Below are 14,535 nucleotides of genomic sequence, written 5' to 3' on the forward strand. Positions count from 1 at the left end.
ATGAGTTTCCTGTCTGCGACACTGTCACGCGTAAAACCGTCGCCTACAATCGCCATGACGGCCAAAGCGGCCGAATTGAAGGCCGCGGGACGCGACGTTATCGGCCTGAGCGCCGGAGAACCCGATTTCGACACGCCGCAGAACATCAAGGATGCCGCCGTTGCCGCGATTGCGGCGGGCAAAACCAAATACACCGCACCCGATGGCATCCCCGAGCTGAAACAGGCCGCCTGCGCGAAGATGAAGCGCGACCACAGCCTGGACTATACGCCTGCGCAGATCTCGGTGGGCACGGGCGGCAAGCAAACGCTCTATAACGCGCTGATGGCGACGATGAACGACGGCGACGAAGTGATCATCCCTGCGCCCTATTGGGTCAGCTACCCCGACATGGTGCTAATGGCCGGAGGCACGCCGGTTGTTGTGGAAACGACGCTCGAGAACAGCTTTAAACTGACCGCCGACCAGCTTGAGGCCGCTATCACGCCAAACACCAAGTGGTTCATCTTCAACTCTCCGTCCAACCCAACGGGCGCGGGCTATAGCCGGGCCGAGCTGAAGGCATTGACCGATGTGCTGATGCGCCATCCGCATGTTTGGATCATGTCTGATGATATGTATGAGCACCTGGCCTATGACGGGTTCGAGTTCTGCACCCCGGCCGAGGTTGAACCCGGCCTCTATGAGCGCACTCTGACTTGCAACGGCGTGTCCAAGGCCTATGCCATGACCGGTTGGCGGATCGGCTATGCGGCGGGTCCGGTCGAGTTGATTGCCGCGATGCGCAAGATTCAATCTCAGTCGACCTCGAACCCCTGCTCCGTCAGTCAATGGGCGGCAGTCGAGGCGCTGGAGGGCACGCAAGACTTTCTGGCCCCCAATGCCGAGACATTCAAACGCCGCCGCGACTTGGTAGTGCGGATGCTGAACGAGATTGACGGTGTATCCTGCCCCACTCCCGAAGGCGCGTTCTATGTCTACCCCTCGATTGCAGGGCTGATCGGCAAGACTACTCCGGCAGGCACGGTGATCTCATCTGATGAAGCCTTTGCCACGGCATTGTTGGAAGAAGCCGACGTGGCCGTCGTTTTCGGGGCTGCCTTCGGTCTGTCCCCAAACTTCCGCGTCAGCTACGCAACCTCGGACGCTGCGCTGACCGAGGCCTGCACCCGCATTCAGCGGTTCTGCGCCGCACTGACCTGATCGGAGGCTCTGAGCCGTGGATTTGCCCGAATATTACTTTCGCGTGCGCGAGAATGGGGCGGCGGTTTTTCGGATCGACACCGAAAACCGCCAACGCCGGATCGAGATGGACCAGATCGCGGTCATCAACATCCGCAACGGTGAGGTCAAGCCGCAGGGGCAGCGCACCCTGACCGAGACCGACCAGGCCGCTATCACGCGTTGGATCGAGGACCGCACAGCCCTTTTGGCACAGCGTGATATGGATGACATTCACCGGGCCGTGGACTACCTAAACCTAACGACTCAGTGGGCGCAGTCCAAAGCGACAGACGCGCAGCTTGAGGATGTCACCGACCGGCTATTACTGGCGATGCACGATCTGCGCAGTGTTCTGGTGCGTAAAAAGGCGGATCGTCTGACCAAAGACTAACCTGCCACCGGGACCGAGCGGACCGACCGCATCCAGAACCGCGCCATCAGTAACACCGCTGCGAAGGCTAACCCAAGCACAAGGCCCAGCCACACGCCGATCCCGTCCATCCCCTGGACAAAGCCGAAGTAATACGAGGCCGGAATCCCCACGACCCAATAGCTGAGTCCTGCCATCACCATTGGCACTTTGGCGTCCTGCAATCCACGCAACAAGCCCAGCGCAATCACCTGCGCGCCATCGACCAGTTGGAACAGCGCCGCCATGGCCAGCAACCCGGTTCCGATCAGCAGGATTTGCGACCGCTGCGGGTCATCCGCCTCCATAAACAGGGAAATCAGCGGCTCGGCGCAGGTCAGGAACAGGATCACGGTCAGCACCGACATCACCAGCGACATCGCCGTCACAGCAATCGCGCCTTTTTCCAGATGTGCCCGGTCTTTGCGGCCCAGCGCATTACCTGCGCGGATCGTGGCCGCGTTGGACAGACCCAGATGCACCATGAACGTAGCCGAGGCCAGATTCAGCGCGATACCATGCGCCGCCAGCGGCACTTGTCCCAGCCAGCCCATCATGATTGCCGACATGGCAAACAGGCTGACCTCGGCCAATGTGGTCAGACCGATGGGCACACCGAGACGCAGGACGCTGAAGAAGAACTCCCAATCCGGGCGCCAAAAGCGCTGAAACAGGCTGTGTTCGGGCAAGACACGCACGGCGTAGATGACCACGAAAACCAGCGAGACAACCTGTGTCACGACCGAAGCGATGGCCGCACCGATCACGCCCAACTCGGGCGCGCCCCAATTGCCGAAGATCAGCGCATAGTTGGTGAAACCGTTGACCACAGCCGCCGTCACAGTGATCCACAGCACGATCTGCGTGCGTTCCAACGCCGCCAAATAGGATTTCAGGACCATCACGATCAGCGCCGGGAACAGGCCCCAGCCCGCGACCCGCAGATATTGCGCGGCGGTCCGGGCGACCTCGGGGTCCTGATCCAACGCAATCAGGATCGGGTAGGACCACCACAGCAGTGGCATCATCAACGCGGCATAGATCAGCGACAACCACAGCCCCATGCGGGTCGAGCGGCGGATGCTGGTCTCATCCTCCTCGGCGGCGGCGGTGGCGACTATGGGCATCACCGCCCAGCCGAACCCGGCCCCAAACAGAAACAGCACGAAGTAGTAACTACTGGCTAGGGTTACAGCCGCCAGAGCTTCGACCCCGTACCAGCCCAGCATGATGGTATCGGTCAGACCGATAGCAAACTGCGCCAGATGCCCGCCCACCAACGGTAGGCCCAGCACGGTAATGGCCCGGAAATGGCCGCGATATGTCATCACCTTGTTCATCGCCCCAGCCTTATGCCCGGCCCGAGGCCGGGACAAGTCCAGATCAGCGAAATTTCAGGATGAGACTCTCGGTCCGGGGCCAATCAACAGCCCCGGATGACACTAACGCGCATCAGGGTGCAGTGCGCTGCCAAGGATGTGCTCGGACCGATGGATGACGTGATGCGCCTGTCCAACGATCAAGGGATCAGGCTCGCGGACCACATCATGGTTCTTGCCGGGGTAGTCCAGCGTCGACAGGAAATGCCGCATTGTGTTCAGGCGCGCACGCTTCTTGTCGTTCGACTTGATGATGGTCCATGGCGCGTCGGCGGTGTCAGTATAGAAGAACATCGCCTCTTTCGCCTCGGTGTAGTCGTCCCATTTGTCAAGGCTGGCCTTGTCGATCGGCGACAGTTTCCACTGTTTCAACGGGTCCGTCTCGCGGCTTTTGAACCTGCGTTGCTGTTCGGGCTGCGTGACCGAGAACCAGTATTTGTAAAGCTGAATGCCCGAGCGGACCAGCATCCGCTCAAGATCCGGAGTCTGGCGCATGAATTCCAGATATTCGTTGGGCGAGCAGAAGCCCATCACCCGTTCCACGCCTGCGCGGTTGTACCAGGACCGGTCGTAGAACACCATTTCACCAACGGTGGGCAATTCCTGAACATAACGCTGATAATACCACTGACCCTTCTCTTCCCAGGTGGGTTTGTTCAACGCAACCACTCGGGCCTGACGTGGGTTCAGGTGCTCCATGAACCGCTTGATTGTGCCGCCCTTACCCGCAGCGTCACGGCCTTCGAACAGCAACACGAACCGCTGGCCGGTTTCTTGCGCCCATATCTGAACCTTCAGCAGCTCAGCCTGCAACTCGGCCTTTTGCGCCTCATAGATCTTGCGCGCCATCTTGCGGCCATAAGGGTACTTGCCGCTTTCAAACGCGTGGCGAATTTTCTCGGGGCTGGGCTCAGCCGGGCCGGTCGTGGGCACCGGAACGCCGTTGGCGGAGGATTGTGTCTTTTCGATCCGCGCCGCTGTTTCCATGCATTCTCTCCTTGAAAAGCTGTCTGACCCAATGACTAGCAGAGACCACCATTTCGCGCTTTGATTGGTATCAAATTGCTGTAACCTTGTGGTTCTGTTTTTGGCTATGGCAGCAGAGGGTTAACGCGTGGACAGCAGATTTGTCGAACTGGACGGACAGCCGTTCTTTCTACGCAGTTGGGGCGATCCCAGCCTGCCGCCCTTGCTGATGCTGCATGGCTTTCCTGAATATGGCGGCACATGGGCTGATCTGGCCCCGCATCTAGCTGAACACTTCTATTGTATTGCCCCGGACCAGCGTGGTTATGGCCAAAGCTGGGCGCCCGAGGGGGTCGGGCACTATACCCTGTCAAAACTGGTCGGGGACATGGCGGCGCTGATCGATATGCTGGGCGCACCTGTCACGGTTCTGGGCCATGATTGGGGGGCCTCAGTCGCCTATGGGCTGGCCATGTTCCAGCCCAAGCTGGTGGGCCGACTGATTATCGCCAATGGCGTCCACCCGGTGCCGTTTCAGCGCGCGATGGCGTCGGGCGGAGCGCAATCAGCGGCCTCGCAATATATCAACGATCTGAGGGCCGAAGACGCCGCCCAAAGATTTTCTGCCGACAATTTCGCGCGGCTCGAGAGGTTCATTCGGTACGGGATGGGGCTGGATTGGCTGTCGGATGCACAAATGCAGGCCTATCGCACCGAATGGGCCCGGCCCGGCCGGTTGGACGCAATGCTGAACTGGTACCGCGCCTCTCCGCTGGTGGTGGCGAAACCCGGCGAACCGCTGACGAATCTGCCCGAGCTGCCGATCGAGCGCCTTTTGGTCCGCTGCCCGCATCTTTTGCTGTGGGGATCTGAGGACAAGGCCCTGCTACCCGAGGCCACTGAGGGGCTGGAAGAGTTCGCCCCCGACCTGACCCGCATTGACATTCCCGGCACGGACCACTGGCTGCATCATCAACGCCCCAAGGCGCTGGCGCAGGCCATTCTGAACTGGACCCGAGCCTTAACGGTGTCCCCAGTCTGACGGATCGTCCGAGTTGTTGGGGGACAGCCCCAGAATATCCCCATCGGTGGAACAGCCCAGCCCCAGAACCGTGCGATTGGCGTAAGAAAAATAGGCGCAGACCTGATTGATCTCGAGGATTTCTCCATCCTCCCACCCTGCAGCGTGCAGAGCCTCAATATCACTTTCTGTCAGCTCCGCAGGCGCCTCGGTCAGTTTGCGCGCATAGCCCATCGCCGCGATCTGCGCCGGATCTAGAGGGGCTGTCTGCGGTGTCCGAGCTTCAATCGCGGCACGGATAGCATTGCCTCGGTCAGGGTCAGCCAAAAGCCGCTGCAGGCCACTGAAATGATGCTCGACACAATAGTCGCAGCGGTTGAGCGCGCTGACCCACACGCCCAGGACCTCAAGAAACCATTTCGGGATGGTGTTGGCCGAATGGTGCAAGACATTCTTGTACATCGCCATGTGGCCTTCCATCGAATGCGGGCGCAAGGAATGCACCATCATGATGTTGTCCACATTATTGCCCGGCCCCGTCACCCGCTCATACAGTTTCTTCAGCTTCCCCGAGGCGTCCTCGAACGGTATGGTCTTGATCCAGCTCATTGAAACGATGTCCTTTTTCCTGACTGCCACCGGGCTGCGGACAGGTTTGCTGATTTCCCTATTAACAATCAACCGGTTTTGATAAGAGACCTGAAGAGATTGAATTCGAAAACCCATTTTCCCGTTTTGCAAGAACGCCACTCAGATATCTAACATGCGCCTGCTTATTACTTGTTTTCTGCTTTCCACCATCGCGGCCCTCTACGCAGCGCTGGACCCAGCCGCGTCGGATTGGGTATTGCTGGCCGCCCCGTGCGCTTTCGGCAGCGCGATATTGATCCTTTGGGGCGGTCTGCAACGCCTCCACACCCCGCGAAAATGGGCGGTTATTGACGGATCAAACGTCATGCACTGGAAAGATGGCGAACCCAGCCTCGAAACGGTGCGCGATGTTGTCGAGAAACTGTCGCAGGCCGGATATACGCCCGGCGTCGTCTTTGATGCCAATGTGGGCTACAAAATATCTGACCGTTATCTGGATCACCGCGTCCTTGCCCGACGTCTGAGCCTGCCCAAAGACCGCGTTCTGGTTGCCCCCAGCGGCACACCGGCAGACCCGCTGGTTCTACAGGCGGCTACCGACTATCGGGGATTCGTCGTATCCAATGACAGATTCCGCGACTGGGCTGAGGATTTCAGCCAAATTCTGCAACCTGAACACACCATACGGGGCGGTTTTAAGAACGAAAAACTCTGGCTTTCGCTTTGATCCGACCTTGGTTGCGCGCCGCAATCCGCCCACAACACTTCGCGCCCCTCTTCCCCCGGACCACATCACCTGCCATAATGGGTAAAACCCAAAAACAAGAGCAGCACCGATGCCAGACGATCTGTTGACGCCCAGCGCCACCTCCACATACGACGCCTCTTCGATTGAGGTGCTTGAAGGACTGGAACCCGTTCGCAAACGCCCCGGCATGTATATCGGCGGCACGGATGAGCGCGCGCTGCATCACATGGTGGCCGAGATCCTCGACAACTCGATGGACGAAGCGGTCGCGGGGCACGCCAACCGGATCGAGGTGGAACTGCACGAAGATTACGCCCTAACCGTGCGCGACAACGGGCGCGGTATCCCAATTGATCCGCATCCCAAATTCCCCGATAAGTCCGCGCTTGAGGTCATTCTGTGTACTCTGCACGCGGGCGGTAAGTTCTCGGGCAAGGCCTATCAGACCTCGGGCGGTCTGCACGGGGTTGGTGCCTCGGTGGTGAACGCTCTGTCGGATTCGATGGTCGTACAGGTGGCGCGGGACAAGACGCTGTTCGAACAACGGTTCTCCCGCGGAATCCCGCTGGGTCCGGTCGAAAAAGTCGGCGCGGCCCCCAACCGGCGCGGCACCACCGTGACATTCCACGCCGATGCCGAAATCTTTGGCCACCACAAGTTCAAACCGGCGCGGTTGTTCAAATCCATTCGCTCCAAGGCCTATCTGTTCTCAGGCGTGGAAATCCGCTGGAAATCCGCCATCGACGATGGCGAGACCCCGACCGAGGCGACGTTCCACTTCCCCGGAGGCCTGTCCGATTACCTCAAGGAGACGATGAACGGTTCGTCCACCTATGCCGAGCAGCCCTTCGCAGGCACCGTGGACTTCACCGAGAAGTTCGGGACACCGGGCAAGGTCGAATGGGCGATCAACTGGACACCTTCGCGCGATGGGTTCATCCAATCCTACTGTAACACCGTCCCCACTCCCGAAGGTGGAACCCATGTAGCGGGGTTCTGGGCCGCGATCCTCAAGGGGATCAAGGCTTACGGCGAGCTGATCAACAACAAGAAAGCCGCGCAGATCACCCGCGAAGACCTGATCACCGGCGGCTGCGCGCTGGTGTCCTGCTTTATCCGCGAGCCGGAATTCGTGGGCCAGACCAAAGACCGTCTGGCCACGGTCGAGGCGCAGCGCCTGGTCGAGAATTCGGTCCGCGACCATTTCGATAACTGGCTGGCCGCGGACACGAAATCCGCCGGCGCGATACTCGACTTTGTGATACTCCGAGCCGAGGAACGTCTGCGCCGACGGGCCGAGAAAGAGACACAACGCAAGTCCGCCACTAAAAAACTTCGTCTCCCCGGCAAGCTGGTGGACTGCTCTAGTTCAACACGTGACGGGACCGAGTTATTCATCGTCGAGGGCGACTCGGCGGGCGGCTCGGCCAAAATGGGGCGAGACCGCAAAACCCAGGCCCTGCTGCCCCTGCGCGGCAAAATCCTGAACGTGCTGGGCGCGGCCAGTTCGAAACTGGGCACCAATGCCGAGATCAGCGATCTGACCCAAGCGCTGGGTGTGGGCCTTGGCACCAAGTTCAACGTCGACGACCTACGCTATGACAAGGTCATCATCATGACCGACGCGGATGTGGACGGCGCGCATATCGCCTCACTGTTGATGACGTTCTTCTTCACCCAGATGCGGCCCATGATCGACGCGGGCCACCTGTATCTGGCCTGCCCGCCTCTGTACCGCCTGACCCAAGGCGCCAAACGCGTCTATTGTCTGGATGAGGCCGAGCGCGACGAATGGTTAGAAAAAGGTCTGGGCGGCAAGGGCAAGATCGACGTGTCCCGCTTCAAAGGTCTGGGCGAAATGGACGCCAAGGACCTGAAAGAGACCACAATGGACCCGGCCTCGCGCAAACTGATCCGCGTCACGATTGATGAGGACGAACCCGGCGAAACCGGCGATCTCGTCGAGCGTCTGATGGGCAAGAAACCCGAACTGCGGTTCCAGTACATTCAGGAAAACGCGCGGTTTGTGGAGGAGTTGGATGTTTGAGGAGAAGCGATGTTCGCTTCGCTAGTTGCCCGCCTTTTTGGAGAAAAAAAAGCCGTTGGCTGGTATCAGTTTTTTTCTCGAAAGTCTCGAATGCACCTGGGTGCATATAATTCTGCTAGACTGGCACAGAACTTAAACAAACTGCGTCGTGTTCCTAGAGTTGCGTTAGACACTCAACTCCTGCAACTCGCCAATTTTGAGAGGCCAACTTGGTACACTGAAGAGTGGAAAGTTGGCCAGGAAACTCATTCGCACGGTTTTCTCGGACCGTTTGTCCCTAAATTTAGCGAAGATTTGATTTTTCAGGTTCCTTTCCTTTATTCCATCTTTGAACTGGCGCGAAACGACCAAATTGAATTAGTTGTTTTACCAACAGTAGATGCGGAAAAGAGCAAGGCTCCAAACAAGTTCAGGAGCAGTCTACTCTGTCGCCCTCTCGATCATGACGTCGAGTACACCTCTATCGAGTTTGGTTGCAGCCGCTTAACCCATTCGCGTCGCTCAAGTTGGCCGATAGGTCCCGTCGTCGAAAGGGACCGGGACGAATGCCGATTTGAATTGGGAAAATACAATAGAATCTACCGGCATATTACGGGCAAATCCCAAAGAGGTGATATATGGCACTTCACAATATGCGATGCATACGGATTGGACGTGTTCTTGACCGCAGACGAAAAGTTTTTGAAACCATATCGGCAAATTCAGAAAAAACTACACGAAGATGGCGTTAGAGCGCGGGCACTAAACCCCGAAGAATTTTGCAGCGAATGCAACATCTGGCCTATTAAGCCAGCGATACCCGACTACAAAACATATTTCCACGGAGATCAACGTTAGATTCGGCTTGCGTCAACACCGCAAACCCCTTGCCTAACCCGTTGATCTCGTTCACACTTACCCTCAACCCGTCATTCAAGAACGATATTTGAGGTTCCCGAGCGTCCAAGACCCATTTGACCCACTGATCTCTCAACGGGAGGACGACATGAAGACAACAACCCTCGGGCTGACGCTGACCTTGCTGGCCACACAAGCCCCAGCGCAGCAAATGCTCAGCACCGCATCGCCAATTCCGGAAGGTGCCGAGAAGCGGTTTTGCTATTATGAAGGCATGGCCTATTCCGAAGACGCATTTGTTCTGATGGTCGGTGACAACACCGTAACCAGCACCGTCAGCACCGTTCAAGAACGCCTGCTGCGTTGTCATCGTGAAGAGGATGGCTCGCTGAAGTGGAAACCGCAGAGCACATTCTCGACCAACAACTGAACGCGTTGGGTGGGCGTTCTAGCCCACCTTTTGCTCCAGCCAATCCGCGATCTGACCTGCTGGCCCCTCCCAGCCGGGCTCCATGAACAGGAAATGGGCGTGGTCTTCGGCTGGCAGGAAGGTGGCTCGCACGCCGTAAAGTTCCGCCAGCGCGCGGCAGGTGTTGGGGTTCACGGCCCGGTCCGCGGTTCCGGAAACGATCAGCACCGGGCAGTCGACCTTGTCGATATCCACCCTCATCGCGTGGTGGTCGTCGAACATCCAAAAGAACATCTCGAACATCACCCGCCCGCTTTCCGGGCCAAGCTGATCGAATACCTCGTGCTGCTGTGCCTCGGGCAGTTTGTTCAGCGCAAAAGGGGCCATCAGGTCGAAATCGACGCGCATGGGCTGTTTCCAGAACGCCCCGCCCTCCATCAGCGCACGAGGCACGGCGCGCTCATCATCGGTTTCAGGCAACGTCCCCCAGGCTGCGTTCGGGTTGATCAGGACAATAGCGCTGGCCAGGCCCCGAGACGCCACCTGCTGTGCCACCACCCCGGCGATGGCATGGCCGAGCAGCACCGGCTTGCTATCCAGCCCCTGCACGAATGCGGCAACGTCATCGGCGTAGTCCATGACGCTGGTGTCGGTCAGGCCGGGATCGGGCTCGGCCTTAGGGTCGCCGCCATGGTAGCGCAGCGCAGGGGTGTGAACCGTCCAGCCGCGCGCGCGGAAGAAGCCCGCGTAATTCTCCATACACCACGGCCCAGCAAAGGCCCCGTGGATCAGAACAATCTCTTTGGTCATGAAAATCTCCCTCACCTGCGCGCAGTATGCGAGGTGAGGGATCGGGTCTGCAACCCTGTTACAGCGCGGCTTTGAACAGCGCGGTCAGGTTGTCTTCGGTCAGTTCAATCGGGTTGCCGCCACAGGACGGGTCGGTGATCGCACCTTTGACCAGTTCCGGGATCGATGCTTCGGTCACGCCCAGATCGGACAGTTTGCGCGGGATGGCAAAGCTGTCGTTGAACGCCTGCACAAAGGCACGGAAGCCGTCAAAGCCGCCTTCGATGCCCAGATAGGCCGCGGCCTGCTGGAACCGGTCCGCGATAACGGGCGCGTTGAAATCCAGCACGGCGGGCATACAGACCGCGTTGGTGGTGCCGTGATGGGTGTTGAACACCGCGCCAATCGGATGGCTCATCGCGTGGATCGCTCCGAGGCCCTTTTGGAACGCCGTGGCGCCCATTGCCGCTGCGCTCATCATCTGGGCGCGGGCTTCGATGTCGGTACCGTCAGCATAGGCGCGTGGCAGGTAGTCCTTGACCAGCCGCATCCCCTCCAGCGCGATGCCCTGGGACATGGGGTGATAATGCGGGCTGCTAAACGCCTCGACGCAATGCGCAAACGCGTCCAGACCGGTGCCTGCGGTGATGAACTTGGGCATGCCCACGGTTAATTCAGGGTCGCAGATCACGACCGCAGGCAGAACCTTGGGGTGAAAGATGATCTTCTTGGCATGCGTTTCCGAGTTGGTGATGACGCTGGCCCGCCCCACCTCGGACCCGGTTCCGGCAGTGGTCGGCACAGCGATGATCGGCGCGATGGCATCGGCATCGGCGCGCGTCCACCAATCGCCGATATCCTCAAAATCCCACACCGGGCGCGTCTGGCCGCACATGAAGGCGACCATCTTACCCAGATCCAGCCCCGAGCCACCGCCAAAGGCAATCACCCCGTCATGGCCGCCCGCGTTATAGGCGGCAACCCCGGCTTCGAGGTTCTTTTCATTGGGGTTCGGGTCTACTTCGCTGAACAGCCCTCGTCCCAGCCCTGCGGCCTCGAGGATATCCAGAGTGGCCGTGGTGATTGGCAGATCGGCCAACCCCTTGTCCGTCACCAATAAGGGGCGTTTCATCCCAGCCGCCGCGCAGGCCTCGGGCAATTCCTTGATCCGGCCAGCGCCGAACTTGATCGCGGTCGGATAGGACCAGTTTCCAACAAGGCTCATGATGTCACCTTTTTCAGATGGTAGGATTTTGGACGTGTGAGGTTGTGATAGCCGATGACCGACAATCCGCCCCCGCGTCCGGTATTCTTGCAGCCGGTCCAGCACAGACCCGGGTCCAGATAATCCGCACGGTTCATGAACACGGTGCCGGTTTCGATCTGGTCCCCCACCCGCGCCGCGCGATTCACGTCACTGGTCCAGAGGCTGGCAGTCAGGCCAAACTCGCTATCATTCATATGCCCGATGGCTTCTTCGTCCGAGGACACTTTCATGATGCCCACAACCGGGCCGAAGCTCTCATCCCGCATCACGCGCATGTCATGGGTGACATTGGTCAGGATCTGTGGGGTCAGATAGGCTCCCCCATCATCCTCAGCGAAGGTCTCGATATGGGCAACGGCACCATCCGCGACAGCCTCGGCAATCTGCGCGCGCACCTCATCAGCAAAGCGGACGTTGGCCATCGGGCCAATCGTCGTCTCAGCGTCAAGCGGATTGCCCAGCTTATAACCTTTCACCACCTCAACCGCTTTGGCAACGAAGGCGTCATAGAGGCTTTCATGCACATAAATCCGTTCGATCCCGCAACAGCATTGGCCCGAGTTGAACATGGCCCCGTCGATCAACGTATCGACCGCCGCATCCAGATCGGCATCCTCCATGACGTAGCCCGGATCCTTGCCACCCAACTCGGTACCAACGCCAGTAAAGGTGCCCGCCGCCGCGCGTTCCATCGCCTGTCCGCCGCCGACCGAGCCGGTAAAGTTTACGAAATCAAACGCCTTGCCAGCGATCAGATCATTGGTCACGTCATGGCTGAGGAACACGTTCTGGAACACATCCGCGGGCACTCCCGACGCGTGGAACGCCTGCGCCATACGCTCACCCACCAGCAAGGTTTGTGTGGCGTGTTTCAGCACCACCGCATTGCCCGCAATCAGCGCAGGTGCCACCGTGTTGATCGCCGTCATATAGGGGTAATTCCAAGGCGCCACCACAAAAACGACCCCATGCGGAATACGCTTGATATAGCGTTTGAAGGTCTCATCCTCACCCACAGCGATATCGGCCAGAGCGTCTGAGGCAATTTCGGCCATATGACTTGCACGTTCATTGAACCCGCCAAACTCACCGCCATAGCGCACCGGCCGGCCCATCATATGCGCAAGCTCTGGCACGATCTCGTCATTCATCGCCCCCACAGCGGCCACACCTGCCATTACAAGATCAATCCGCTCCTGCAACGGCCGCGCCGCCCACTCCACCTGCGCCGCACGGGCCCGCGCGGCGGACTTTAAAGCCGCCTCAGCCGACAACACTTCACGCTCCGCAAAAACCGATCCGTCAATCGGCGAGACACATTGCAACATCTGCCCCATTTTCACTCCATTTTCGAAAGAAACAGGATCCCTGCTTCATCTGGCCCAAAATATCCCGGGGAGCCGGAGGGGCTGGCCCCTCGCTCCCGCCCTCTAAGCCCGCTCAAACCCGCGCGCAATTTCCCAATCCGTCACTACACGCTCGAACTCTTCGATCTCGACCTCCGCCGCACGGGCATAGTGATCGACCACATCATCCCCCATGGCCGCGCGCAACATGGCCGACCCATGCAACGCATCCCGCGCCGCGCGCAAGTTGCCGGGGATCATGCCCGTTTCGCCCTGATAGACGTCTCCCTGTGTCGGGGGCTGCAATTCCAGCGCTTCCTCGATCCCGGCAATCCCAGCGGCCAGCATCCCTGCCATCGCCAGATACGGGTTCATGTCCGAGCCCGGAATACGGCACTCCACCCGAACTGCCTTGGTGCCATCCCCGCACAGACGGAACCCCGCCGTGCGGTTGTCCACCGACCAGATGATCCGCGTTGGCGCAAACGTACCCTTCATGAACCGCTTGTAGCTGTTGATATAGGGAGCCATGAAATAGGTGTAGTCGGCGGCGTATTTCAGCAAACCCGCCATGTAATTCTTCATGACATCAGACATCCCGAGCGGATCTTTTTCGTCGAAAAAGATTGGCACCCCATCTGCCCAAAGCGACTGATGCACGTGGGACGAGCTTCCCACTTTCTCATGATGCCATTTCGGCAGGAACGTCGCCGCATGGCCATGCTGCCACGCGATTTCTTTCACTGCGTTCTTGGCAATCGAGTGATACTCGGCCGTGTCCATCGCGGGGGCGTATTTGATGTTCAGCTCTTCCTGCCCGGTCTCAGCCTCACCTTTCGAGTTTTCGACCGGAATCCCCGCGTTCCACAGATGATTGCGGATCGGGCGCATCACATGCTCTTCCTTGGTGGTCTGCAGGATGTGATAGTCTTCGTTATAGCCCGAGATCGGCTCCAGATCGCGAAACCCTTCCTTGCGGATCTGGTCAAAGCTCTTCTCGAACAGGAAAAACTCCAGCTCGGTGGCGCACATGGCGTCATAGCCCATGGCCTTAAGCCGGTTCACCTGCTTTTTCAGGATGGACCGAGGCGCGTGGGGCACTTCCTCATGCGTATGGTGATCCAACACATCGCACATCACCATGGCGGTGCCCTCAAGCCACGGAACCGGGCGCAGAGTACTTAGGTCAGGCTTCATCACATAGTCGCCATATCCGCGTTCCCAGCTGGTGGCAGCATAGCCATCGGGCGTCGCCATCTCGAGGTCGGTGGCCAACAGATAGTTGCAGCAATGGGTCTCTTCCCAAGCGCCCGCCACGAAATGACCCGCGTGGAACCGCTTACCCATCAGACGCCCCTGCATGTCGACCATGCAGACCAGCACGGTGTCGACCTCACCAGCTTCGGCCTTGGCTTTGAGATCGTTCAATCTTGCTTCATTGCCCATCCCGTTCATCCTTTGTCATCTTCTGGGACCGTCGTCCCAAATTATTCCCAGCGGCC

At 59.0% G+C, this 14,535-nt stretch carries 14 protein-coding genes; 7 read left to right on the forward strand and 7 right to left on the reverse strand.

The window, feature by feature from the left end:
• Positions 1 to 1,203 (forward strand): pyridoxal phosphate-dependent aminotransferase, encoded by a 1,203-nt coding sequence (locus tag ACR0L1_RS05465; RefSeq protein WP_480857555.1) that lies wholly within the window; start codon positions 1 to 3, stop codon positions 1,201 to 1,203.
• Positions 1,204 to 1,219: 16 nt separating this feature from the next.
• The gene (locus tag ACR0L1_RS05470) at positions 1,220 to 1,615 is read left to right on the forward strand and encodes a hypothetical protein (protein ID WP_170788901.1); all 396 of its coding nucleotides are present in this window, start codon (positions 1,220 to 1,222) and stop codon (positions 1,613 to 1,615) included.
• On the opposite strand, the gene ACR0L1_RS05475 is transcribed toward ACR0L1_RS05470, so the two are convergent.
• Positions 1,612 to 2,973: an MATE family efflux transporter gene (locus ACR0L1_RS05475; RefSeq protein ID WP_170788902.1), complete on the reverse strand. Its 1,362-nt coding sequence runs from the start codon at positions 2,971 to 2,973 to the stop codon at positions 1,612 to 1,614. The genes ACR0L1_RS05470 and ACR0L1_RS05475 overlap by 4 nt on opposite strands.
• 102 nt (positions 2,974 to 3,075) lie before the next feature.
• On the reverse strand, positions 3,076 to 3,999 hold the full coding sequence (gene ppk2 / locus ACR0L1_RS05480) for a polyphosphate kinase 2 (RefSeq protein ID WP_480502639.1): 924 nt from the start codon (positions 3,997 to 3,999) through the stop codon (positions 3,076 to 3,078).
• A 127-nt stretch (positions 4,000 to 4,126) separates the two neighbouring features.
• On the opposite strand from ppk2, the gene ACR0L1_RS05485 reads away from it, so the two are divergent.
• Entirely contained in the window at positions 4,127 to 5,020 is an 894-nt protein-coding gene (locus ACR0L1_RS05485; RefSeq protein WP_480857558.1) for an alpha/beta fold hydrolase, read from the forward strand.
• On the opposite strand, the gene ACR0L1_RS05490 is transcribed toward ACR0L1_RS05485, so the two are convergent.
• On the reverse strand, positions 5,000 to 5,608 hold the full coding sequence (locus ACR0L1_RS05490) for a carboxymuconolactone decarboxylase family protein (RefSeq protein ID WP_480857560.1): 609 nt from the start codon (positions 5,606 to 5,608) through the stop codon (positions 5,000 to 5,002). The two genes, ACR0L1_RS05485 and ACR0L1_RS05490, sit on opposite strands and share 21 nt — an antisense overlap.
• Before the next feature lie 154 nt (positions 5,609 to 5,762).
• On the opposite strand from ACR0L1_RS05490, the gene ACR0L1_RS05495 reads away from it, so the two are divergent.
• The 4 genes from ACR0L1_RS05495 to ACR0L1_RS05510 all read left to right on the forward strand — a co-directional run bounded on the left by ACR0L1_RS05495 (position 5,763) and on the right by ACR0L1_RS05510 (position 9,652).
• On the forward strand, positions 5,763 to 6,317 hold the full coding sequence (locus ACR0L1_RS05495) for an NYN domain-containing protein (RefSeq protein ID WP_480502642.1): 555 nt from the start codon (positions 5,763 to 5,765) through the stop codon (positions 6,315 to 6,317).
• A 109-nt stretch (positions 6,318 to 6,426) separates the two neighbouring features.
• Positions 6,427 to 8,385 (forward strand): DNA topoisomerase IV subunit B, encoded by a 1,959-nt coding sequence (parE, locus tag ACR0L1_RS05500; RefSeq protein WP_480857562.1) that lies wholly within the window; start codon positions 6,427 to 6,429, stop codon positions 8,383 to 8,385.
• 9 nt (positions 8,386 to 8,394) lie between these two features.
• Positions 8,395 to 9,222 (forward strand): hypothetical protein, encoded by an 828-nt coding sequence (locus ACR0L1_RS05505; RefSeq protein WP_480857564.1) that lies wholly within the window; start codon positions 8,395 to 8,397, stop codon positions 9,220 to 9,222.
• Between the two features lie 148 nt (positions 9,223 to 9,370).
• Positions 9,371 to 9,652, forward strand: a complete 282-nt coding sequence (locus tag ACR0L1_RS05510) for a DUF1496 domain-containing protein (RefSeq protein ID WP_480857566.1) — start codon at positions 9,371 to 9,373, stop codon at positions 9,650 to 9,652.
• An 18-nt stretch (positions 9,653 to 9,670) separates the two neighbouring features.
• Here the strand turns inward: ACR0L1_RS05510 and ACR0L1_RS05515 are convergent, their stop codons facing one another.
• The 4 genes from ACR0L1_RS05515 to ACR0L1_RS05530 all read right to left on the reverse strand — a co-directional run bounded on the left by ACR0L1_RS05515 (position 9,671) and on the right by ACR0L1_RS05530 (position 14,479).
• Positions 9,671 to 10,441 (reverse strand): alpha/beta hydrolase, encoded by a 771-nt coding sequence (locus ACR0L1_RS05515; RefSeq protein WP_480857567.1) that lies wholly within the window; start codon positions 10,439 to 10,441, stop codon positions 9,671 to 9,673.
• A 58-nt stretch (positions 10,442 to 10,499) separates the two neighbouring features.
• On the reverse strand, positions 10,500 to 11,645 hold the full coding sequence (locus tag ACR0L1_RS05520) for an iron-containing alcohol dehydrogenase (protein ID WP_480857568.1): 1,146 nt from the start codon (positions 11,643 to 11,645) through the stop codon (positions 10,500 to 10,502).
• Complete coding sequence (locus tag ACR0L1_RS05525; protein WP_480857570.1) at positions 11,642 to 13,024, reverse strand: aldehyde dehydrogenase family protein; 1,383 nt, start codon at positions 13,022 to 13,024, stop codon at positions 11,642 to 11,644. The genes ACR0L1_RS05520 and ACR0L1_RS05525 overlap by 4 nt, the downstream gene beginning before the upstream one ends.
• Before the next feature lie 93 nt (positions 13,025 to 13,117).
• Positions 13,118 to 14,479 (reverse strand): glutamine synthetase family protein, encoded by a 1,362-nt coding sequence (locus ACR0L1_RS05530; RefSeq protein WP_480857572.1) that lies wholly within the window; start codon positions 14,477 to 14,479, stop codon positions 13,118 to 13,120.
• Positions 14,480 to 14,535 lie beyond the last annotated feature (56 nt).

It is taken from the genome of Ruegeria sp. J8 (assembly GCF_056531925.1).

Excerpts from the sequence above, each read along its gene's own strand:
- ACR0L1_RS05465 (WP_480857555.1), top strand. The coding sequence starts at position 1 with ATGAGTTTCCTGTCTGCGACACTGTCACGCGTAAAACCGTCGCCTACA.
- ACR0L1_RS05475 (WP_170788902.1), bottom strand. The coding sequence starts at position 2,973 with ATGAACAAGGTGATGACATATCGCGGCCATTTCCGGGCCATTACCGTG.
- ppk2 (WP_480502639.1), bottom strand. The coding sequence starts at position 3,999 with ATGGAAACAGCGGCGCGGATCGAAAAGACACAATCCTCCGCCAACGGC.
- ACR0L1_RS05490 (WP_480857560.1), bottom strand. The coding sequence starts at position 5,608 with ATGAGCTGGATCAAGACCATACCGTTCGAGGACGCCTCGGGGAAGCTG.
- ACR0L1_RS05495 (WP_480502642.1), top strand. The coding sequence starts at position 5,763 with ATGCGCCTGCTTATTACTTGTTTTCTGCTTTCCACCATCGCGGCCCTC.
- parE (WP_480857562.1), top strand. The coding sequence starts at position 6,427 with ATGCCAGACGATCTGTTGACGCCCAGCGCCACCTCCACATACGACGCC.
- ACR0L1_RS05505 (WP_480857564.1), top strand. The coding sequence starts at position 8,395 with ATGTTCGCTTCGCTAGTTGCCCGCCTTTTTGGAGAAAAAAAAGCCGTT.
- ACR0L1_RS05510 (WP_480857566.1), top strand. The coding sequence starts at position 9,371 with ATGAAGACAACAACCCTCGGGCTGACGCTGACCTTGCTGGCCACACAA.
- ACR0L1_RS05515 (WP_480857567.1), bottom strand. The coding sequence starts at position 10,441 with ATGACCAAAGAGATTGTTCTGATCCACGGGGCCTTTGCTGGGCCGTGG.
- ACR0L1_RS05520 (WP_480857568.1), bottom strand. The coding sequence starts at position 11,645 with ATGAGCCTTGTTGGAAACTGGTCCTATCCGACCGCGATCAAGTTCGGC.
- ACR0L1_RS05525 (WP_480857570.1), bottom strand. The coding sequence starts at position 13,024 with ATGGGGCAGATGTTGCAATGTGTCTCGCCGATTGACGGATCGGTTTTT.
- ACR0L1_RS05530 (WP_480857572.1), bottom strand. The coding sequence starts at position 14,479 with ATGGGCAATGAAGCAAGATTGAACGATCTCAAAGCCAAGGCCGAAGCT.